The sequence below is a fragment of the Rhodoferax sp. RT4P68 genome (assembly GCF_056521305.1).
The window spans coordinates 435,544-454,919 of sequence record NZ_JBWMBB010000004.1 but is presented as its reverse complement, the minus strand read 5'-3'; the positions used below and the strand labels follow the sequence as shown (position 1 = coordinate 454,919).

The following is a 19,376-nucleotide window of genomic DNA, read 5'->3' as shown; positions in this document are numbered from 1 at the left end:
GCCAAGGTTCGTCCCGTGCTCTGCCATCGGCGCAACGCCTGGCTGAACCTGGCCGTTGGTCCACCGAGTTGCCACTGGAGAGTGCCATGGCCCAGACACTGAACGCAGCCGCGCCAGCCACCGTGCGGCGCGCCTTGCTCGCCTTCTTGTCCCTGGGGGCGATCGGCAGCGCGTTCGGCCAGAGCGGCCCGGCCAAACCCAAAGACATCACGCTGGCGTCGGACACCTGGCACGACCTCACCCGCAAGGACGGCACTGGCCTGTACTTCGACCTGATCCGCGCTGTCTTCACCCGCGCGGGGGTGCAGGTCAGCACGCAAATCATGCCGTACGCCCGCACGGTGGCCATGGTGCGCGACAAGCGGGTGGATGCATGGGTGGCCTCGTTCATGAAGGAGAAGGATTTCCCGCTCTACCCCAAGTGGCACTTCGACCGCAACGCGCAGATGGTCGTCTACCGCGCCGATGCCGCCGCGCCGTTCAAGGACGAGAGCTCTCTGGCCAACCGCAAAGTGGCCTGGCTGCGCGATTTCGGGCTGGACCGCTACATCAAGGCGCCGATGCAGCCGACCGAGGTCGACACCATCGGCAGCGCGTTCGGCATGCTGGAGCGCAAGCGGGTCGATTTCTTCATCGGCGCCCAATCCGATCTGGCCGACCACATCCGCGACGCGAAGGTCGACATGTCCGCCTACCGCATGGAGTTTGTCATGCACCTGGGCCTGTACCTGGCCTTCGCCGACACGCCCAAGGGCGCAGCGCTGCGCACGATCTGGGATGCGGAAATGGAAACCTTGCACCGCGACCCGGCGTTCCGGGCGATCTACAAGAAGTACGGGATGGACATTCCGTTCGACCAATAGCACCTGCCGTGGTGGCGAACCGCTGGCCACAACGCCTTGCAGGCATGCGTTCGCTGCGCCACCGGTTTTTGCTGGTGGTGGTTCTGGTCACGTCACTGGCGCTGGGCCTGTTCGGCGCGATCGACTACAGGGACAGCAGCGCGCAGCTGCAGGGCCAGCTGGACCGGCAGATCGACGGCATCGCCGCGCGGCTGGCCGTCAGCCTGCCGCCGGTGCTGTGGCGGCTGGACAACCCGCAGGTCGAAAAGACCGTGGGCTCCGAGCTCGGCCCGCCCGAGATCGTGGCGATCGATGTGCTGGACGACAAACGGGCGATCGTGCTGCGCGCACACCGCGGCGGGCGCATGCAGTCTGCCGCGGCAGACGCCGTGCAGGCCGACTCCGCGCATGCCTTCCCGCTGACATTCGACAACGGCGGCACCCAGGAAAACCTGGGCCAGGTGGTGATCCACACCACGTACGCGCCCATCCGCGAACGCCTGGCGCGCGAACTGCAGCGCCTCGTGGTGCTGACGCTGGCGCTGAACCTCACTCTGATCGCGGCGATGTACTTCACGCTGCGCCTGCTGGTGCTGCGCCCGCTGTTCGAAGTGCGCGAAGCCTTGCGCGACATCGCCGCTGCCGATGCCGACCTGTCGCTGCGCCTGCCCGCAGGCAAGACCGAGGAGTTCGACGCCGTGGCGCACAACTTCAACGGCTTCGTGGAGCGGCTGGAAAGCGTCATGGGCGGCACGCTGGACGACGTGCAGTCCGCGATCGGCCGCGTCTCCGAGGGCAACCTGGCCCAGCCCATCGTCTCGGACAGCGCGGGCAGCGTCATGGGCCGGCTGGCCCGCATGCAGCAGAACCTGCTGCAGATGACCGAGGACCTGCGCCATGCCAAGACCCAGGCCGATGGGGCGAACCAGGCGAAATCGGATTTCCTGGCGAACATGAGCCATGAGATCCGCACGCCGCTGAACGCGATCATCGGCATGGCCTATCTGGCGGCCAAGGCCGATGCCGATCCGCGCCAGCTGAACTACGTGCGCAAGATCGAGCAATCGGGCCGGCACCTGCTGGCGCTGATCAACGACATCCTGGACTTCTCCAAGATCGAGGCGGGCAAGCTGGAGATCGAGCAGTCCCGCTTCACCCTCGCCTCGGTGCTGGACAACGTGGTCATGCTGCTGCAGGAGAAGGTGCGCTCCAAGGGGCTGGAGCTGGTCATCGACGTGGACCCGGACGTGCCCTGGGTGCTGGTGGGCGATTCGCTGCGGCTGGGCCAGATCATCATCAACTACTGCAACAACGCGGTGAAGTTCACCGAGCAGGGTGACGTCGTGGTGCGCGTGCGCCTGGTGGACGATGTGGGCGGCACGCTGCTGCTGCGCTTCGAGGTGCGCGACACGGGCATCGGGATGTCGGACCAGCAGATGGCGCCCCTGTTCCGCAGCTTCGCGCAGGCCGATACGTCCACCACCCGCAAGTACGGCGGCTCCGGGCTGGGGTTGGTCATCGCCAAGCGCCTGGCACAGCTGATGGGCGGCGAGGTCGGCGTCGAGTCCACGCTGGGCCGGGGCTCGAACTTCTGGTTCACGGCCCGGCTGGCCTGCGGCGTCGGCTCGCCACCCAGGGCCGACGGGCTTGCCGGCATGCGCGCGCTGGCGGTCGACGACAACGCACAGGCACGCCAGGCGCTGGTGCGCGCGCTGCAGACGCTGGGCCTGCAGGTGCAGGCGGTGGGCAGCGGGCCCGCTGCCCTGCGGGCCTTGAGGGAACAGCCGCCCGGGCAGGGCGTCTCGTGGATCTTTCTGGACGCCGAGATGCCCGGCATGGACGGCATCGCCACGGCTGGCGCCGTGCGTCGGCTGGCCCTGCAGCCCGCGCCCCGTCTGGTGCTGCTGGCTGCCTGCGGCAGTGACGAGCCGACCCAGGGGGCCACCGACGCCGGCTTCGTGCATGTGCTGGCCAAGCCGGTCGGCCTGGGCAATCTGGTCGAGGCACTGGTGCACGCTGGCAGCACGGCGCCCAAGCTGCCCGATGAGCCGTCGGAGCCCGACCCCCAGCACCAGCGCCGGCTGGCCGGCGCCCGCATCCTGCTGGTGGACGACAACGAGCTGAACCGGGAAGTGGCGACCGGGCTGCTGGAAGAACTCGACCTGGTCGTCGAGGTGGCCTGCAACGGCCAGGAGGCGGTGAACAAGGTGCGCGCAAACGACTACGACCTGGTGCTGATGGACATGCAGATGCCGGTCATGGGCGGCATCGAAGCCACGGTGGAGATCCGCCACACGCTGGGCCGCACCGACCTGTCCATCGTCGCCATGACCGCCAACGCCATGCAAAAGGACCTGGACCGTTGCCGCGCGGCCGGCATGGTGGACGTGGTCACCAAGCCCATCGACCCGGCGCACTTGTGGGCCGCACTGCAGCGCTGGACGCGTGAGCCGGTCGCCCGGCCCGAGCGCCCGCCCGCGCGGCTGGACCTGCGCGGCGTTGAAGACGGCACGCCGCTGCCGCAAGGCATCGAGGGCCTGGACACGCAGCTCGGCCTGCAGCGCATGGCAGGCAAGCGGGCGCTGTACCTGTCCGCGCTGCACCGCTTCGCGCAGAGCCAGCGCGGCATGGCCGGGCGCATCGGCGAGGCGCTGCCGCACGACGCCACACTGGCCGGCCGTCTGGCGCACACGCTCAAGGGCCTGGCCGGCACCATTGGCGCCGGCGCGCTGCAGTCGGCGGCCGGGCGGCTGGAACACGCCATCCTGGCGCCGGCACCGCCGGCCGAACAAGGTGCCGCGCTGGCCGAGACCGCCGCGTTGCTGGATCCCCTGGTCGCGCACTTGGAGGCCGCCCTGGACGCCGACCTGGCGGCCCCACCCGTGGCCCGCAGGCCGGCCCCACGGCCGGCGGTTGACGCGCACGCCGCCTGCGACCGGCTGGCCGAATTGCTCAGTGAAGGCAGCGCCGACGCGGTCGAGTATTGGGAGCGCCATGCCCAGTTGCTGACCTCGCTGCTGCCCGACGCCGCGCCCCTGATCGCCACGGCGCTGGCGGACTACGACTACGACGCGGCGCTGCAGGCGTTGCGCGCGGCCTGGCAACCCGCCAGCTGAGGGCAGCGCGGCAGCGCGGGCGCGTTGTTGCGCGTCGCCTAAACTCGCGCCCCCAAGGAGTCAATCAAGATGCCAGTCACGGAGCAGGCGCTGTTGCAGGCGCTCAAAGAGGTGGTCGACCCGAACACGGGCAAAGATCTCGTGTCCACCAAGGCCCTGCGCAACCTGGGCGTGCAGGGCGGCGCCGTCAGCTTCGACGTCGAGCTGGGCTATCCCGCCAAGAGCCAGATCCCGCTGCTGCGCGAGCGCCTGATCGCCGCCGCGCGCGCCGTGCCGGGCGTGGACAACGTGTCGGTCAACGTCACCAGCAAGATCACCGCCCATGCCGTGCAGCGCGGCGTGCAGCTGCTGCCCGGCGTGAAGAACATCGTGGCCGTGGCCTCGGGCAAGGGCGGCGTGGGCAAGAGCACCACCTCGGCCAACCTGGCGCTGGCGCTGGCCGCCGAGGGCGCCAGCGTGGGCCTGCTGGACGCCGACATCTACGGCCCCAGCCAGCCCATGATGATGGGTGTCTCGGGCAAGCCCCAGAGCAGCGACGGCAAAACCATGGACCCCTTGATCGGCCACGGCGTGCAGGTCATGTCCATCGGCCTGTTGGTCGACCAGGACCAGGCCATGATCTGGCGCGGCCCCATGGCCACGCAGGCGCTGGAGCAGCTGCTGCGCCAGACCAACTGGAAGGACCTGGACTACCTCATCGTCGACCTGCCGCCCGGCACCGGCGACATCCAGCTGACGCTTTCCCAGCGCGTGCCCATGACCGGCGCGGTGATCGTCACCACGCCGCAGGACATCGCGCTGCTGGACGCCAAGAAGGCCGTGAAGATGTTCGAGAAGGTCGGCGTGCCGATCCTTGGCCTGGTCGAGAACATGGCGGTGCACGTGTGCAGCCAGTGCGGTCACCACGAACACATCTTCGGTGCCGATGGCGGCAAGAAGATGGCGGCTCAGTACCAGCTGGACTACCTGGGCGCGCTGCCGCTGGCCATGAGCATCCGTGTGCAGGCCGACAGCGGCACGCCCACCGTGGTGGCCGAGCCGGATGGCGAGGTGGCCGCGATCTACAAAGCCGTGGCGCGCCAGGTGGCCGTGGCGATTGCGCAGAAGAACCGCGACTTCTCGTCCAAGTTCCCGACGATCACGGTGTCCAAGGACACCTGACGGGCCATGGCCCCCACGCTCCGCGATGCGTGTCGTCGTTGCCCCCCGAGGGGCCCGTCGGCCACCTTGGGGCGGCCCGGCGGCGGCTTGCGCCCATGAACCTGGCCTCGCTGCGCTACCTCGTCGCGCTGCACGAGCACCAGCACTTCGGCCGTGCGGCGCTGGCCTGCCACATCACGCAGCCGGCGCTGTCGAATGCTCTGCGCGCATTGGAGGCGGAGCTGGGCACGGCCATCGTCAAACGCGGCCGCAGCTACGCGGGCCTCACGCCCGAGGGCACGCTGGTGCTGGCCAGTGCGCAGCGCATGCTGCACGAGCGCGAGCGCCTGCAGCAGGAACTGGACAGCGCCGCCAACGCCCCCACTGGCCGGTTGCATCTGGGCGCCGTGCCCACGGCCATGCCCATCCTGGCGCGCTTTGCAGCGCTGCTGCAGGCGCGGCACCCGGGCATCGTGCCGGTGCTGCGTTCGCTGAGTTCACCGGAGATCGAGTCCGGGCTGGACAGCCTGGCGCTGGACCTGGGGCTGGGTTACACGGACCGCCTGCAGGCAGCCGGCGCGCCACGCCTGGTGGCGCTGCCGCAGTACACGGAGCATTACTTTCTGCTGCGGCGCAGGCGCACCCGCGCCACGGCGGGCCTGCGCTTCGGGCCGGCCATCGGCTGGGCCGAAGCAGCGCGCGGGCCGCTGTGCCTGCTGACACCGGAGATGCACAACCGCAGCATCGTCGACCTGGCCTTTGCTGCCGCCGGCGCCACGGTGCGCCCCGCCATCGAGACCAACTCCATCGCTGCGCTGGCGCTGGCCGTGCTGGCTGGCGAGGTCTGCAGCGTGATGCCGGGCGCGCTGGTCGGCACCATCCGCGGCGAGGGCGGGCTGGAGGCGCTGCCCCTGACCGGGCCGGAGGTGGGCACGCCGATCGGTTTCATGCTGGCACCCGGCGAACGCGGCACGCGCACGCTGCAGGCGGCACTGGCGCTGGCGGGCGAGGCCCAGTGGCTGGCCGTGGCGGCGGGGCACAGCGGGCGGTTGGTGTAGCACGCTGCGCGTGCGGGGGCAGGGCCGCCGCACAACGTACAAGGGTGCCGTGCGCCAGTGTCGCCATCCATATTGAGGATGCGCTGGCGCCGACGCCTGGGCCATCACCCCGCCAGCAACCCCGGCACATCCCATACCGGAACCACCTCCACGCCATCTTTCAGCGGGTAGCGCCGGGCCACCGGCGCCACCACCACGGTCTTGTGCGGCTGCAGATCGGCCACTGCGTGCCAGAAGCCCTTGGTCACCGTCGGCGCTGACGAGAACTTCACCTCCAGCGCAATGCGCCGGTTGCCCGCCTGGACCACGATGTCCATCTCGGCGCCGGCGGCGGTGCGGTAGAAACCCATCTCGGCGCCAGCCGGCAGGTGGGCCGCGACCTGCTCAACCACGAAGCCTTCCCACGAGGCGCCGACGATGGGGTGGCCCTGCAGGTCCGACAGGCTGGCGATGTGCAGCAGCGCATGCACCAGGCCGCTGTCGCGGATGTAGGTCTTGGGCGATTTCACGAGCCGCTTGCCGGTGTTGACGAGGAAGGGCTCCAGCCGGCGCACCATCATCGTGTCGACCAGCAGGCCCAGGTAGCGGATGGCCGTGTTGTGCGAGGCGCCGCCCAGCGCCATGGCCAGCTGCGAGGCATTGAACAGCTGGCCCTGCAGGTGCGCCAGCATGCGCCAGAAGCGGTGCAGCTGGTCGGCCGCCACGTCCACGCCCAGCTGCGGCAGGTCGCGCTGCAGGAAGGTCTGGATGAAGTCTTGCCGCCATGCATAGGACAGCTGCTCGTCCGGCGCGGTCTGGCTCAGCGGAAAGCCACCGCGCTGCCACAGCCGTTGCAGGCTCTGTAGGTCGGCCGGCAGCTCGACCGCCAGCAGCGGCGGCAGTTCCAGGTAGCCGACGCGGCCGGCCAGCGACTCGCTGCGCTGGCGCAGCAGCGCACCGGCTGCCGAGCCCAGCAGCAGGAAGCGGCCAGGGCGGCGGTGCGCATCGATCTCCGGTCGCAAGGCGGTGAACAGGTCGGGCAGCATCTGCACTTCGTCGAGCACCACCAGGCGCTCACGGTGCTGCGCCAGGAACAGTTCGGGCTCGGCCAGCTGCGCGCGGTCGCCGGCCCGCTCCAGGTCCAGCAGCAGGGCGCCCGGGTGCTGCGCCGCCAAGGTGTGCGCCAGCGTGGTTTTGCCGACCTGGCGTGGCCCCAGCAGCACCATGCCGGGGTAGAAGGCCAGCCGGGCTTGCAGGGTTGGCAGCAGCAGACGATCCAGCATCCTTGTATTTTGTCAGTGGGCATGACAATTTACAAGGATTCAGTGGGCGATGCTGGACGCCGTGCGGACATTCGCAGCTTGAATCACCCCATGTGCCGATTGAATTTGACCGGGCAACGGGGCCTCGCGACACTGGGCGTCTTCGCGCGAAAGAGACCACGATGACAGAAGAATCGACGCAAACCGTCCACCGGCTGGTGGCGGCGCACGCGCAGCAGCCTGGCGCGCTGTTGCCGTTGTTGCATGCCGTGCAGGATGCGTTGGGCCATGTGCCCGACGACGCCGTGCCGGCCCTCGCCGAGGGCCTGAACCTCTCGCGCGCCGAGGTGCATGGCGTCATTACCTACTACCACCACTTCCGCCGCGCGCCGGCCGGCCGCCATGTGCTGCAGGTGTGCCGCGCCGAATCGTGCCAGGCCATGGGGGCGGACGCGCTGTGGGCCCATGCCTGCGAGCGGTTGGGGGTGGGCGAGGGCGGCACCAGCGCCGATGGCGCGGTCACGCTGGAGCCGGTGTACTGCCTGGGCCTGTGCGCGATGTCGCCGGCCGTGGCGATGGACGAAGCGCCGCGCGCGCGCATGTCGGCGCCGCGGCTCGATGCACTGCTGCAGGGGGTGGGCGCATGAGTGCCGGCCCGCTGCCCGCAGGCGTTGGCAATGCCGTGCTGCAGGCCGAAGGTTCTGGCATGCCCGTCCGCCTCTATGTGCCTTGCGACAGCGCCGCGCTGGCCGTCGGTGCCGACGACGTGGCAGCCGCCTTGCGCGCCGGAGCGCAAGCGCGCGGGCAGACGGTGGAGATCGTGCGCAACGGCTCGCGCGGCCTGTTCTGGCTGGAGCCGATGGTCGAGGTCGTCACGCCCCAGGGCCGCGTGGCCTACGGGCCGGTCGATGTGTCCGATGTCGAGGGCCTGCTCGACGCCGGGCTGCTGCAGGGCGCGCCGCACGCGCTGTGTCACGGCCCCACCGAGCAGATGCGCTGGCTGCAGCAGCAGGAGCGCGTGACCTTCGCGCGCATGGGCGTCACCGATCCGCTGTCGCTGGCCGACTATGAGGCCCACGGCGGCCTGGCCGGCCTGCGCCGCGCGCTGGCGCTGCCTGCCGCCGACGTCGTGGCGCAGGTGCTGGACTCGGGCCTGCGCGGGCGCGGCGGTGCCGCATTTCCGGCCGGCATCAAGTGGAAGACCGTGGCCGCCGCCCAGGCGGCACAGAAATACGTCTGCTGCAACGCCGACGAGGGCGACTCGGGCACCTACTCCGACCGCATGGTGATGGAGGGCGACCCGTTCATGCTGATCGAAGGCATGGCCATTGCCGGCATCGCGACCGGCGCCACGATGGGCTATGTCTACGTGCGCTCCGAGTACCCGCATGCAATTGCCGTGCTGAACCAAGCCATCGCCCACGCCCGCGCGGCCGGCTGGCTGGGCACCGACATCCTGGGCACGGGCCATTCCTTCGACCTGGAGGTGCGCAAGGCCGCCGGCGCTTACGTTTGCGGTGAAGAGACCGCGATGCTGGAAAGCCTGGAGGGCAAGCGCGGCCTCGTGCGCGCCAAGCCCCCGCTGCCGGCGCTGCAAGGCCTGTTCGGCCAGCCCACGCTGATCCACAACGTGATCACGCTGGCATCCGTCCCGCTGATCCTGGCGAAGGGCGCCGCGTTCTACCGCGACTTCGGCATGGGCCGTTCGCGTGGCACGCTGCCGATCCAGCTGGCCGGCAACATCCAGCGTGGCGGCCTGGTCGAGAAGGCCTTCGGCGTCACGCTGCGCGAGCTGGTCGAAGGCTTCGGCGGCGGCACGGCCAGCGGTCGGCCCATCAAGGCCATCCAGGTCGGCGGCCCGCTGGGTGCCTATGTGCCACCGGAACATTGGGACTTGCCGCTGGACTACGAAGCCTACGCGGCCGTCGGCGCCGTCGTGGGCCATGGCGGCATCGTGGTGCACGACGACACGGCCGACATGGCCAAGCTGGCGCGCTACGCCATGGAGTTTTGCGCCATCGAGTCCTGCGGCAAATGCACGCCGTGCCGCATTGGCTCCACACGCGGTGTCGAGGTGATCGACCGCATCACGAACGGCACGGCGCAGACGCGGCCGCAGCAAGTGGTCTTGTTGCGCGACCTGTGCGACACCATGGTCCACGGCTCGCTGTGCGCCATGGGCGGCATGACGCCATTCCCGGTGCTGTCGGCGCTGGACCACTACCCCGAAGATTTCGGCCTGGCCGCGCCCACCGCGCGTGCCGCCTGAGGAGACCCCCATGCTCGACCATCTCAGAGAACTCGACTACGGCACACCGGCCAGCCGCTCGACCGAAGAAGTCACGCTCACCATCGACGGCGCTCAGGTCACGGTACCCAAGGGCACCTCGCTGATGCGCGCCGCCATGGACGCAGGCAGCAGCGTGCCCAAGCTCTGCGCCACCGACAGCCTGGAGCCCTTCGGCTCCTGCCGGCTGTGCCTGGTCGAGATCGAAGGCCGCAAGGGCTACCCCGCCTCGTGCACCACGCCGGCGGAGGCCGGCATGCAGGTGCGCACCCAAAGCCCCAAGCTGCAGCAACTGCGCAAGGGCGTGATGGAGCTGTACATCTCCGACCACCCGCTGGACTGCCTGACCTGCGCCGCCAATGGCGACTGCGAGCTGCAGGACATGGCAGGCGTTACCGGCCTGCGCAACGTGCGCTACGGTTTCGATGGCGCCAACCACTTGAAGGACCAGAAGGACGAGTCCAACCCCTACTTCACCTACGACCCCGCCAAGTGCATCGTCTGCAGCCGCTGCGTGCGCGCGTGTGAAGAGACGCAGGGCACCTTTGCGCTGACGATCTCGGGCCGCGGCTTCGAATCGCGCGTGTCGGCCGGGCAGGACGACAGCTTCATGCAGAGCGACTGCGTGGGCTGCGGTGCCTGCGTGCAGGCCTGCCCCACGGCCACGCTGCAGGAAAAGACCGTCATCGAACTGGGCCAGGCTGAGCACAGCGTCACCACCACCTGCGCCTATTGCGGCGTGGGCTGCGGCTTCAAGGCCGAGATGAAGGGCACGCAGGTCGTGCGCATGACGCCGTGGAAAGACGGCAAGGCCAACGAAGGCCATTCCTGCGTGAAGGGCCGCTTCGCCTGGGGCTATGCCACGCACAAGGATCGCATCACCAAGCCGATGATTCGCGCCAAGATCACCGACCCCTGGCGCGAGGTCAGCTGGGAAGAGGCCATCGGCCATGCCGCGTCCGAGTTCCGCCGCATCCAGGCGACGCACGGGCGCGATTCGGTGGGCGGCATCACGTCCTCGCGCTGCACGAATGAAGAGGCCTACCTCGTGCAAAAGCTGGTGCGCACGGCGTTCGGCAACAACAACGTGGACACCTGCGCGCGGGTGTGCCATTCGCCCACCGGCTACGGCCTGGGCCAGACCTTTGGCACCTCGGCCGGCACGCAGACCTTCAAGTCGGTGGACCAGAGCGATGTGATCATGGTCATCGGCGCGAACCCGGTGGCGGCGCACCCGGTGTTTGCCTCGCGCATGAAGAAGCGGCTGCGGCAAGGGGCGCAACTCATCGTGGTCGACCCGCGCGAGATCGATCTGGTGAAGTCGCCGCACATCGAGGCCGCCTACCACCTGCAGCTCAAACCCGGCACCAATGTCGCGCTGATCACCGCGCTGGCGCATGTGGTGGTGACCGAGGGCCTGCTGGCCGATAGCTACATCGACGAACGCTGCGACGCCAAGTCCTTCGGCCAGTGGAAGGAATTCGTGGCGCGCGCCGAGAACTCGCCCGAGGCCACGGCCGTCATCACCGGCGTGCCGGCCGAGCAGGTGCGCGGCGCCGCGCGGCTGTATGCCAGCAAGGGCAAGAACGCTGCCATCTACTACGGACTGGGCGTCACCGAGCATGCGCAGGGCTCCACCATGGTCATGGGCATCGCCAACCTGGCCATGGCCACCGGCAACGTGGGCCGCGAAGGCGTGGGCGTGAACCCCTTGCGCGGGCAGAACAACGTGCAGGGCAGCTGCGACATGGGCTCGTTCCCGCACGAGCTGCCGGGCTACCGCCATATTTCCGACAGCACCGTGCGCGGCCAATTCGAAGCGGCCTGGGGCGTGACGCTGAACCCCGAGCCGGGCCTGCGCATCCCCAACATGTTCGATGCCGCGCACGCCGGCAGCTTCAAGGCCTTGTACTGCGAGGGCGAGGACATCGTGCAGTCCGACCCCAACACCCAGCATGTGGCCGATGCCCTGATGGCCATGGAATGCCTGGTGGTGCAAGACATCTTCTTGAACGAGACCGCCAAGTACGCCCACGTGTTTTTGCCCGGTTGCTCGTTCCTGGAAAAGGACGGCACCTTCACCAACGCCGAGCGCCGTATCTCGCGCGTGCGCAAGGTCATGCCGCCGCTGGGCGGCTATGCGGATTGGGAAGTGACGCAGTTGCTGTCGAACGCGCTGGGCTACCCCATGCACTACAACCATCCAGAGGAGATCATGGCCGAGATTGCCGCGCTGACGCCCAGCTTTGCCGGCGTCAGCTACGCACAGATCGACAAGCACACCAGCCTGCAATGGCCCTGCAATGCCGACACCGACGAGGCCGGCACCGCCACCATGCACATCGATCACTTCGTGCGTGGCAAGGGCCGTTTCATCATCACGCAGTACGTGGCAACCGACGAGAAGGTCACGCAGCGCTACCCGCTGATCCTGACCACCGGCCGCATCCTGTCGCAGTACAACGTGGGTGCGCAGACCCGGCGCACGCCCAACAACCAATGGCACAGTGAAGACCGGCTGGAGATCCACCCGCAGGACGCCGAAGACCGCGGCATCCGCGAGGGCGACTGGGTCGGCATCGCCAGCCGCGCGGGCGAGACGGTGCTGCGCGCGACCGTGACAGAGCGCATCCAGCCGGGCGTGGTCTACACCACCTTCCACTTCCCCGAATCGGGCGCCAACGTGATCACCACCGACAGCTCGGACTGGGCCACCAACTGCCCCGAGTACAAGGTCACGGCCGTGCAGGTGATGCCGGTGGCGCAACCGTCGGAGTGGCAGAAGGACTATGCGAAGTTCAACCGCGAGCAGCTGGACTTGCTGAAGGCCGCCAGCGAGCCGGCGGCCATCCTCGGCAAGTGAGGGGACCGGTGCGAGACTTGCGTGCATGAAACCTGTCGATGCCCCCATCTCCATCCCGGCAGGCACGCGGCGCGTGCCCGTGGTCGGTGGCCGTGCGCAGGGCAGCCCGCTGCATGCCGACGACTGCGTGGCCGACGAGGTGCCGATCGCGCTGGAATACAACGGCATCTCGCACGCCGTGATGCTGGCCACGCCGCTGGACCTGGAAGATTTCGCGCTCGGCTTCTCGCTGACCGAGGAGATCGTCGACAGCCGGGCCGATGTGCGTGATATCGAGATCGTGCAAGGCTGCGGTGGCATGACGGTGCAACTGCAGATCGCCTCTAGCTGCTTCGCGCGGCTGAAGGACAAGCGCCGCAGCCTCGCAGGCCGCACCGGCTGCGGCCTGTGCGGCGCCGAGAGTCTGCCGCAGGCCGTCCAGCGGCCAGCACCGCTGCACAGCGATGCGCGTTTCCGGGCCTCTGCCGTGTCACAGGCCATGCGCGCGCTGGACGGACTGCAGCCCTTGCGCGCGGTCAGCGGCGCCACGCACGCGGCCGGTTTTGCCAATGCCGAGGGCCACGTCCTGCTGGTGCGCGAAGACGTGGGCCGCCACAACGCACTGGACAAGCTGGTCGGCGCCATGCTGACCGCTGGCCTGCGCGCGGGCGAGGGCTTCATCGTCGTCACCAGCCGCGCCAGCTACGAGATGGCCGGCAAGACCGTGCGCGCCGGCAGCGCGCTGCTGGCGGCCGTCTCCGGCGTCACGGGCCTGGCCATCGACCTGGCGCGGGATGCCAACCTCACGTTGATCGGTTTTGCGCGCGGCGACGATCTCAGCGCCTACACCCACCCTGAACGCATCGTCTGGAGCCCTGCCTGATGGACACCGCCAACCTGATCCGCATGGCCAACCGCATCGGTGATTTTTTTGCCGCCATGCCCGAGCGCGACGAGGCGCTGGACGGCATTGCCGACCACATCAAGAAGTTCTGGGAGCCGAGGATGCGGCGGGCGCTGCTGGCAGCGGTGGAGGGCGGCGAGTCGCAAGAGTTGCATGAGATCGTGCGGGCGGCGCTGGTGCGGCACCGTAGCGTCTTGGTGTGAGCGCGAGTTTGCGGGTGATGCGCTGACAGGCGTTCGGCGGGCTGGCGCGTCGGGTGCCGTTCGGTCGGTCGAGCGGACAGCCACCATGCTGTGATGATTGCGGGTCCAACAAAAAACCTGCGGGCACCTGATCCGCCCCGCCTGGGGCGTCGGACGCGACTACTGGCGGTGTGCCCCATGGTTCTGTCCCGAGGCGCCCCGATCTGCAAGGCCTGCCAATGAACCTCGAAACGCTGCCGTCGATCAACTGGGCTGGAAGCTATCCCCACAACAAGATTTCATCGGGCATCAACAAGTTGCTGGCGATGCGCAAGGCCGGACGCCATGTCAGGCGGCTTTGGAATGAGCTACCAGGAAGTCGCGCTCACAAGTGCGTCAAAATGTTGACGCACATCGCCAACGGCAACATCACGCATCACGCCGTGATCCTCATCCAGGAACCCATGGAAAAACCCAGTCAAACCCCCTCGATCGCGAAGCTGGAGCTTGCCAACAGGTTGTTCTTTCGACTCTACCAATGCGCGAACATGCTGCACAAGACCGGGTCACGTGCGGTCGAAGAGGAAGGGTTGACGACCCAGCAATGGGCGGTGCTCGGCGCCCTGTCGCGCGAGAAGGCGCAAAACGGCATGAGCGTCGGTGATCTGGCCCGCTACCTGATGGTGAGCCGGCAGAATCTGTCGGGCCTCATGAGCCGCATGGAGCGGGACGGGCATGTGGCCGTCGCCCCCGACGTGCACGACCGGCGCTCGCGCATTGTGACGATGACGACATCGGGCCGCCATGTCTGGCAGGTGCTGGCCCAGCCCAAAATCCACGGCTACTACGAGCAGATCCTGGCCGACTTCTCACTCAATGACGTCACGCACACGCTGCACTACCTGCTGAAGATGCTGGAGAACATGCAGCGGCTGGATGCCGAATGGGCAGGCACCCATGGGGGCGAGACCAGCGTCGAGGAGTAGCAACGCCCACGGAGCAGAGCCCGCCGCCCACGATGCCGCCGACCTTCGTTGTGCACCCAAGCGTCGGCATCACATGGTCTGACGGGGTGGCGCTTGGCGATGGGTTGACAAGGTCAAGCGTGCGGCCAGACGCCTAAAATCGCGCGCTTCCCCAGACACCCGGACTCCACCTCCCCATGACCGCCACCATCCTGAACCGCCTGCCCGCAGGCGAGCGCGTCGGCATCGCCTTCTCCGGCGGGCTGGACACCAGTGCCGCCGTGCACTGGATGCGCGCCAAGGGCGCCGTGCCCTGCGCCTACACCGCCCACCTGGGCCAGCCCGACGAGACCGACTACGACGACATCCCGCGCAAGGCGCTGGCCTATGGGGCCGAGAAGGCGCGTTTGATCGACTGCCGCCCGCAACTGGTGGCCGAGGGCATTGCCGCCATCCAGTCCGCAGCCTTCCACGTGACCACCGGCGGCGCCACCTACTTCAACACCACGCCGCTGGGCCGCGCTGTCACCGGCACCGTGCTGGTGGTGGCCATGCGCGAAGACGGGGTGGACATCTGGGGCGATGGCAGCACCTACAAGGGCAACGACATCGAGCGCTTCTACCGCTACGGCCTGCTCGCCAACCCCCGGCTGCGCATTTACAAGCCCTGGCTGGACCAGCAGTTCATCGACGAACTCGGCGGCCGCAAGGAGATGAGCGAATACCTCATCGCCCACGGCTTCGACTACAAGATGAGCGTGGAGAAGGCGTACAGCACCGACTCGAATCTGCTGGGCGCCACGCACGAGGCGAAGGACCTGGAGTTCCTGAACGCCGGCATGCACATCGTCAAGCCCATCATGGGCGTGGCGTTCTGGCGCGACGATGTGGCGGTCAAGGCCGAGACCGTCACGATCCGCTTCGAGGAGGGGCAACCCGTCGCGCTGAATGGCCGCACGTTCGCCTCGACGCTGGAGCTGTTCATGGAAGCCAACGCCATCGGCGGGCGGCACGGCATCGGCATGTGCGATCAGATCGAGAACCGCATCATCGAGGCCAAAAGCCGCGGCATCTACGAAGCCCCCGGCATGGCACTGCTGCACATTGCGTATGAGCGCCTGGTCACCGGCATCCACAACGAAGACACCATCGAGCAGTACCGCGCCAACGGCCGCAAGCTGGGCCGCCTGCTCTACCAGGGCCGCTGGTTCGACAGTCAGGCGCTGATGCTGCGCGAGACTGCCCAGCGCTGGGTGGCGCGCGCCATCACCGGCGAGGTCACGCTGGAGCTGCGCCGTGGCAACGACTATTCGCTGATGGACACCGTCAGCCGCAACCTCACCTACAAGCCCGAGCGCCTGTCGATGGAGAAGGTGGAAGACGCGGCGTTCACCCCGGCCGACCGCATTGGCCAGCTGACGATGCGCAACCTGGACATCGCCGACACGCGCGACAAGCTGGGCATCTACGCCAGTGTCGGCCTGCTCGGCAAGGGCGGCGATACCGATCTGCCGCTGCTCTCGCACGGCGATTGAGCCCGGCCGCGCCGCGCCAGGTTGCACCGGATCGCAGAGCGCAGCATGAAGCCCGCCCCGTGACCCTTCCCCGAGGTCGCGCGCCATGACGTTGGAACTGCTGATCGCGGTGGGCAAGGGCTTTCTGTTCGCCTTCGCGGCGGTGCTGCCCATCCTCAATCCACCGGCTGTGGCGCCGGTGTTCCTGAGCCTCACGGAGGGCGCGACGCCGGGGACGCGCGCCGTGCTCGCCTGGCGCATCGCGCGCAACGTGTTCTGGCTGTTGCTGGGCGCCATGTTGGTGGGCGTCTACGTGCTGGAATTCTTTGGCATCTCGCTGCCGATCGTGCGCGTGGGCGGCGGCATGATCGTGGCGGCCAGCGCGTGGCGGCTGCTGAACGCTTCGCAGGAAGCCCAGGACAACCGCCCCGAGCTGGCCGAGGCCTACACACCGCAAATGGCGCAACGCCAGGCGTTCTACCCGCTGACCTTTCCGCTCACGTCCGGCCCTGGCTCGATCACGGCGGCCATCACGGTCGGCGCGTCGCTGGCCGATGCACGGCTGTCGCTGGCGCTGGCGCGCACCGGTGGCGCGGTGCTGGCGCTGTTGGCGATCGGGGGCCTGGTCTATCTGGCGTTGCGCTATGCCCAGCAACTGCTCAGGCCGCTGGGCGAGGCGGGCATGATCATCTTCCTGCGGCTGTCGGCGTTCATCCTGCTGTGCCTGGGTGTGCAGATCGTCTGGAACGGGGTGCACGAACTCGTGCTGGCGCTGTTGCGCGAGGCCAACGGGTAGAATCTGTGCCCTTTCGGCCACTGGCCGGGCAACGCCGCACCCATTGGCGGCACGCCCGTGTCACGGTGTCCCGGCCCTTGCTGACAGCCGCCGCGTTCTGACGCGGCGGGACCATCTGCCACATCGGGCCGCACCGGCGCCATTCATCCACACCATCTGCCGGTTCCAGGCCGTCGACGCCCATGCGCGTCGCCTGTGCCAACGCCCGTCTTCGCGGCGGCAACCGGCTGCTCGAGGAGGAGTGCATGCAGCTCATCGTCTCGGCCGGGTCCATCCTGGCCATTGTCCTGTGGGGCATCTTCGCTCCCGCCCATCTGGGTGTTGTGTTCGACGGCGCGCTGGCTGTCATCACGCGCAACTTCGGCTGGTTCTACCTGTGGGTGGTGCTGGGCCTGGTGGTGCTTGCGCTGTTCCTGGCGTTCAGCCGTTATGGCGACCTGAAGCTCGGCGCCGAGGACGAGGAGCCCGAGTTCTCCGTCGGTGCCTGGTTTGCGATGCTGTTTGCCGCCGGCATGGGCATCGGCCTGGTGTTCTGGGGCGTGGCCGAGCCGATCTCGCATTACGGCGCACCGCCGCCCGGCATTGCGCCCAACACGCCGGAGGCCGCCAACGCCGCCATGCGCTACAGCTTCTTCCACTGGGGCCTGCACCCCTGGGCGGTCTACAGCGTGGTGGCGCTGTCGATTGCGTTCTTCCAGTTCCGCCGGGGTGGCTCGGCGCTGGTCAGCACCGCAGTCGAGGCGCTGCCCTGGGCGCCGCTCAAGCGCATCGGGCCGCTCGTCAACGTGCTGGCCGTGATCGCCACCGCGTTCGGCGTGGCGGCCTCGCTGGGCATGGGCGCGCTGCAGATCAACAGCGGGCTGAATGCGGTACTGGGCTTGCCGGTCGGCCAGGCGTCGCAGCTGGGCATCATCGCGGTGACCACGCTGCTGTTCCTGATCTCGGCCGTCAGCGGCGTGACCAAGGGCATCAAGTGGCTGTCGTCTTTCAACCTGGTGATGGCGGCTTTGCTGGCGCTGGCCGTGTTCGTGCTCGGCCCCACGGTGGCCATCGTCGACACCTTCACCACCACACTGGGCAACTACGCCAGCGAGTTCGTGCGCATGAGCTTGCGCACCACGCCGTTTCGCGACAGCGGCTGGGTCGGCGGCTGGACCATCTTCTACTGGGCCTGGTGGGTGAGCTGGTCGCCCTTCGTCGGCCTGTTCATCGCGCGCGTCTCGCGCGGGCGCACGGTACGCGAGTTCATCGTCGGCACCGTGGCCGCACCCACCATCGCGGCCTTCGTGTGGTTCTCGGTGTTCGGCGGCACCGCGCTGAACCTGGAGATCATGCAGAACGTGCCGATCGCCGCGGCCGTCAAGGCCGATGTTTCCACCGCGTTGTTCACCATGTTCGAGCAGCTGCCGCTGGGCACGCTGATGTCGGGCATCGCCACCATCCTGGTGGTGGTGTTCTTCGTGACCTCGGGTGATTCGGCGGTGCTGGTGCTGGGCATGATGAGCAGCGGCGGCAACGAGAACCCGAGCGCCCGCGTGAAGATCGCCTGGGGCCAGCTGGTGGCCGGCATCGCCGGCAGTCTGCTCATGGCGGGCGGGCTCAAATCGGTGCAGACGGCCACCATCGTGTTCGCCTTGCCGTTCACGGTCGTGATCCTGCTGATGGCCACCGCACTGGTGCGCGGCCTGCGCGAAGACTACGACGCCGAACAACGGCGCGAGCGCGCGCTGCGCCGGCGCATGCGCGAGATCGTGGACCACTCCACGCCCAGGAGCTGACCACACCGTTACACTCGAACTGCTGGGCGCCCTGGGCAAGAGCTTTCTGTTTGTTGTGGCCGCGCTGCTGCCGATCCTGAACCCGGCAGCCACGGCGCCGATCTTTCTCGGGCTGACCGAGGGCGCATCGCAGCAGACGCGGGCCGTGCTGGCGCGCCGCATCGCGCGCAACATGTTCTGGCTGCTGCTGGGGGCGATGCTGGTCGGCTCCTATGTGCTGGAGTTCTTCGGCATCTCGCTGCCCATCGTGCGCGTGGGCGGCGGCCTGATCGTCGCGGCCACGGCCTGGCGCTTGCTGACGGCCACGCACGCCACGGTGGACAGCCGCACCGAGCTGGCCGAGAGCTTCACGCCCGACATGGCGCGGCGCCAGGCCTTCTATCCGCTGACCTTCCCGGTCAGCTGCGGGCCGGGCTCGATTGCGGCGGCCATCACGGTCGGTGTATCGCTGGCCGACTCGCGGCTGTCGATCTCGCTGGCGCACATGGGCGGTGGCGTGCTGGCGCTGCTGGCCGTCGGCGTGCTGCTGTACCTGGCCTTCCGCTATGCGCAGCAGCTGCTCAAGCCGCTGGGCGAGGCCGGCACGGTGATCTTCCTGCGGCTCACGGCCTTCATCCTGCTGTGCCTGGGTGTGCAGATCGTGTGGGACGGGGTCTACGAGCTGGGCGTGGGCATGTTGCGCGACGGGCTGAGGCCTTTGGGCGCGTAGCC

General features: G+C 68.5%; 15 protein-coding genes. 14 read left to right on the top strand and 1 reads right to left on the bottom strand.

Annotation, left to right across the window (positions count from 1 at the left end; genetic code table 11):
• Positions 1 to 86: 86 nt before the first annotated feature.
• From AC099J_RS11440 to AC099J_RS11425, 4 genes are all read left to right on the top strand, one after another.
• Complete coding sequence (locus tag AC099J_RS11440) at positions 87 to 863, top strand: substrate-binding periplasmic protein (RefSeq protein ID WP_479615358.1); 777 nt, start codon at positions 87 to 89, stop codon at positions 861 to 863.
• A 44-nt stretch (positions 864 to 907) separates the two neighbouring features.
• Positions 908 to 3,958 carry a response regulator gene (locus tag AC099J_RS11435; RefSeq protein ID WP_479615357.1) on the top strand — a complete coding sequence of 1,017 codons (3,051 nt, stop codon included), beginning with the start codon at positions 908 to 910 and terminating at the stop codon, positions 3,956 to 3,958.
• A gap of 69 nt (positions 3,959 to 4,027) precedes the next feature.
• A complete protein-coding gene (apbC, locus tag AC099J_RS11430) occupies positions 4,028 to 5,119 on the top strand; it encodes an iron-sulfur cluster carrier protein ApbC (RefSeq protein WP_479615356.1) in 1,092 nt (363 codons plus the stop codon).
• Positions 5,120 to 5,214: 95 nt separating this feature from the next.
• The gene (locus AC099J_RS11425) at positions 5,215 to 6,156 is read left to right on the top strand and encodes a LysR family transcriptional regulator (RefSeq protein ID WP_479615355.1); all 942 of its coding nucleotides are present in this window, start codon (positions 5,215 to 5,217) and stop codon (positions 6,154 to 6,156) included.
• A gap of 104 nt (positions 6,157 to 6,260) precedes the next feature.
• Here the strand turns inward: AC099J_RS11425 and AC099J_RS11420 are convergent, their stop codons facing one another.
• Complete coding sequence (locus tag AC099J_RS11420; protein WP_479615354.1) at positions 6,261 to 7,418, bottom strand: ATP-binding protein; 1,158 nt, start codon at positions 7,416 to 7,418, stop codon at positions 6,261 to 6,263.
• Positions 7,419 to 7,579: 161 nt separating this feature from the next.
• Here AC099J_RS11420 and AC099J_RS11415 point away from each other — a divergent pair, with 161 nt between their 5' ends.
• The 10 genes from AC099J_RS11415 to AC099J_RS11370 all read left to right on the top strand — a co-directional run bounded on the left by AC099J_RS11415 (position 7,580) and on the right by AC099J_RS11370 (position 19,374).
• A complete protein-coding gene (locus AC099J_RS11415; protein WP_479615353.1) occupies positions 7,580 to 8,044 on the top strand; it encodes a formate dehydrogenase subunit gamma in 465 nt (154 codons plus the stop codon).
• 59 nt (positions 8,045 to 8,103) lie between these two features.
• A complete protein-coding gene (locus AC099J_RS11410) occupies positions 8,104 to 9,666 on the top strand; it encodes a formate dehydrogenase beta subunit (protein WP_479615475.1) in 1,563 nt (520 codons plus the stop codon).
• Between the two features lie 10 nt (positions 9,667 to 9,676).
• Positions 9,677 to 12,547 (top strand): formate dehydrogenase subunit alpha, encoded by a 2,871-nt coding sequence (gene fdhF, locus AC099J_RS11405; RefSeq protein WP_479615352.1) that lies wholly within the window; start codon positions 9,677 to 9,679, stop codon positions 12,545 to 12,547.
• A gap of 25 nt (positions 12,548 to 12,572) precedes the next feature.
• Positions 12,573 to 13,409: a formate dehydrogenase accessory sulfurtransferase FdhD gene (gene fdhD / locus AC099J_RS11400; RefSeq protein ID WP_479615351.1), complete on the top strand. Its 837-nt coding sequence runs from the start codon at positions 12,573 to 12,575 to the stop codon at positions 13,407 to 13,409.
• Positions 13,409 to 13,633, top strand: a complete 225-nt coding sequence (locus AC099J_RS11395; RefSeq protein WP_479615350.1) for a formate dehydrogenase subunit delta — start codon at positions 13,409 to 13,411, stop codon at positions 13,631 to 13,633. Before fdhD ends, AC099J_RS11395 begins: the two co-directional genes overlap by 1 nt.
• Positions 13,634 to 14,076: 443 nt before the next feature.
• Positions 14,077 to 14,598, top strand: coding sequence for a MarR family winged helix-turn-helix transcriptional regulator (locus AC099J_RS11390; RefSeq protein WP_479615474.1), 522 nt, complete (start codon positions 14,077 to 14,079; stop codon positions 14,596 to 14,598).
• Positions 14,599 to 14,774: 176 nt separating this feature from the next.
• Positions 14,775 to 16,112 carry an argininosuccinate synthase gene (argG, locus tag AC099J_RS11385; protein ID WP_479615349.1) on the top strand — a complete coding sequence of 446 codons (1,338 nt, stop codon included), beginning with the start codon at positions 14,775 to 14,777 and terminating at the stop codon, positions 16,110 to 16,112.
• Between the two features lie 85 nt (positions 16,113 to 16,197).
• Positions 16,198 to 16,887: a MarC family protein gene (locus AC099J_RS11380; RefSeq protein WP_479615348.1), complete on the top strand. Its 690-nt coding sequence runs from the start codon at positions 16,198 to 16,200 to the stop codon at positions 16,885 to 16,887.
• 245 nt (positions 16,888 to 17,132) lie between these two features.
• The gene (locus AC099J_RS11375; RefSeq protein WP_479615347.1) at positions 17,133 to 18,665 is read left to right on the top strand and encodes a BCCT family transporter; all 1,533 of its coding nucleotides are present in this window, start codon (positions 17,133 to 17,135) and stop codon (positions 18,663 to 18,665) included.
• Between the two features lie 55 nt (positions 18,666 to 18,720).
• Positions 18,721 to 19,374, top strand: coding sequence for a MarC family protein (locus AC099J_RS11370; protein WP_479615346.1), 654 nt, complete (start codon positions 18,721 to 18,723; stop codon positions 19,372 to 19,374).
• The last annotated feature ends 2 nt before the right edge of the window (positions 19,375 to 19,376 follow it).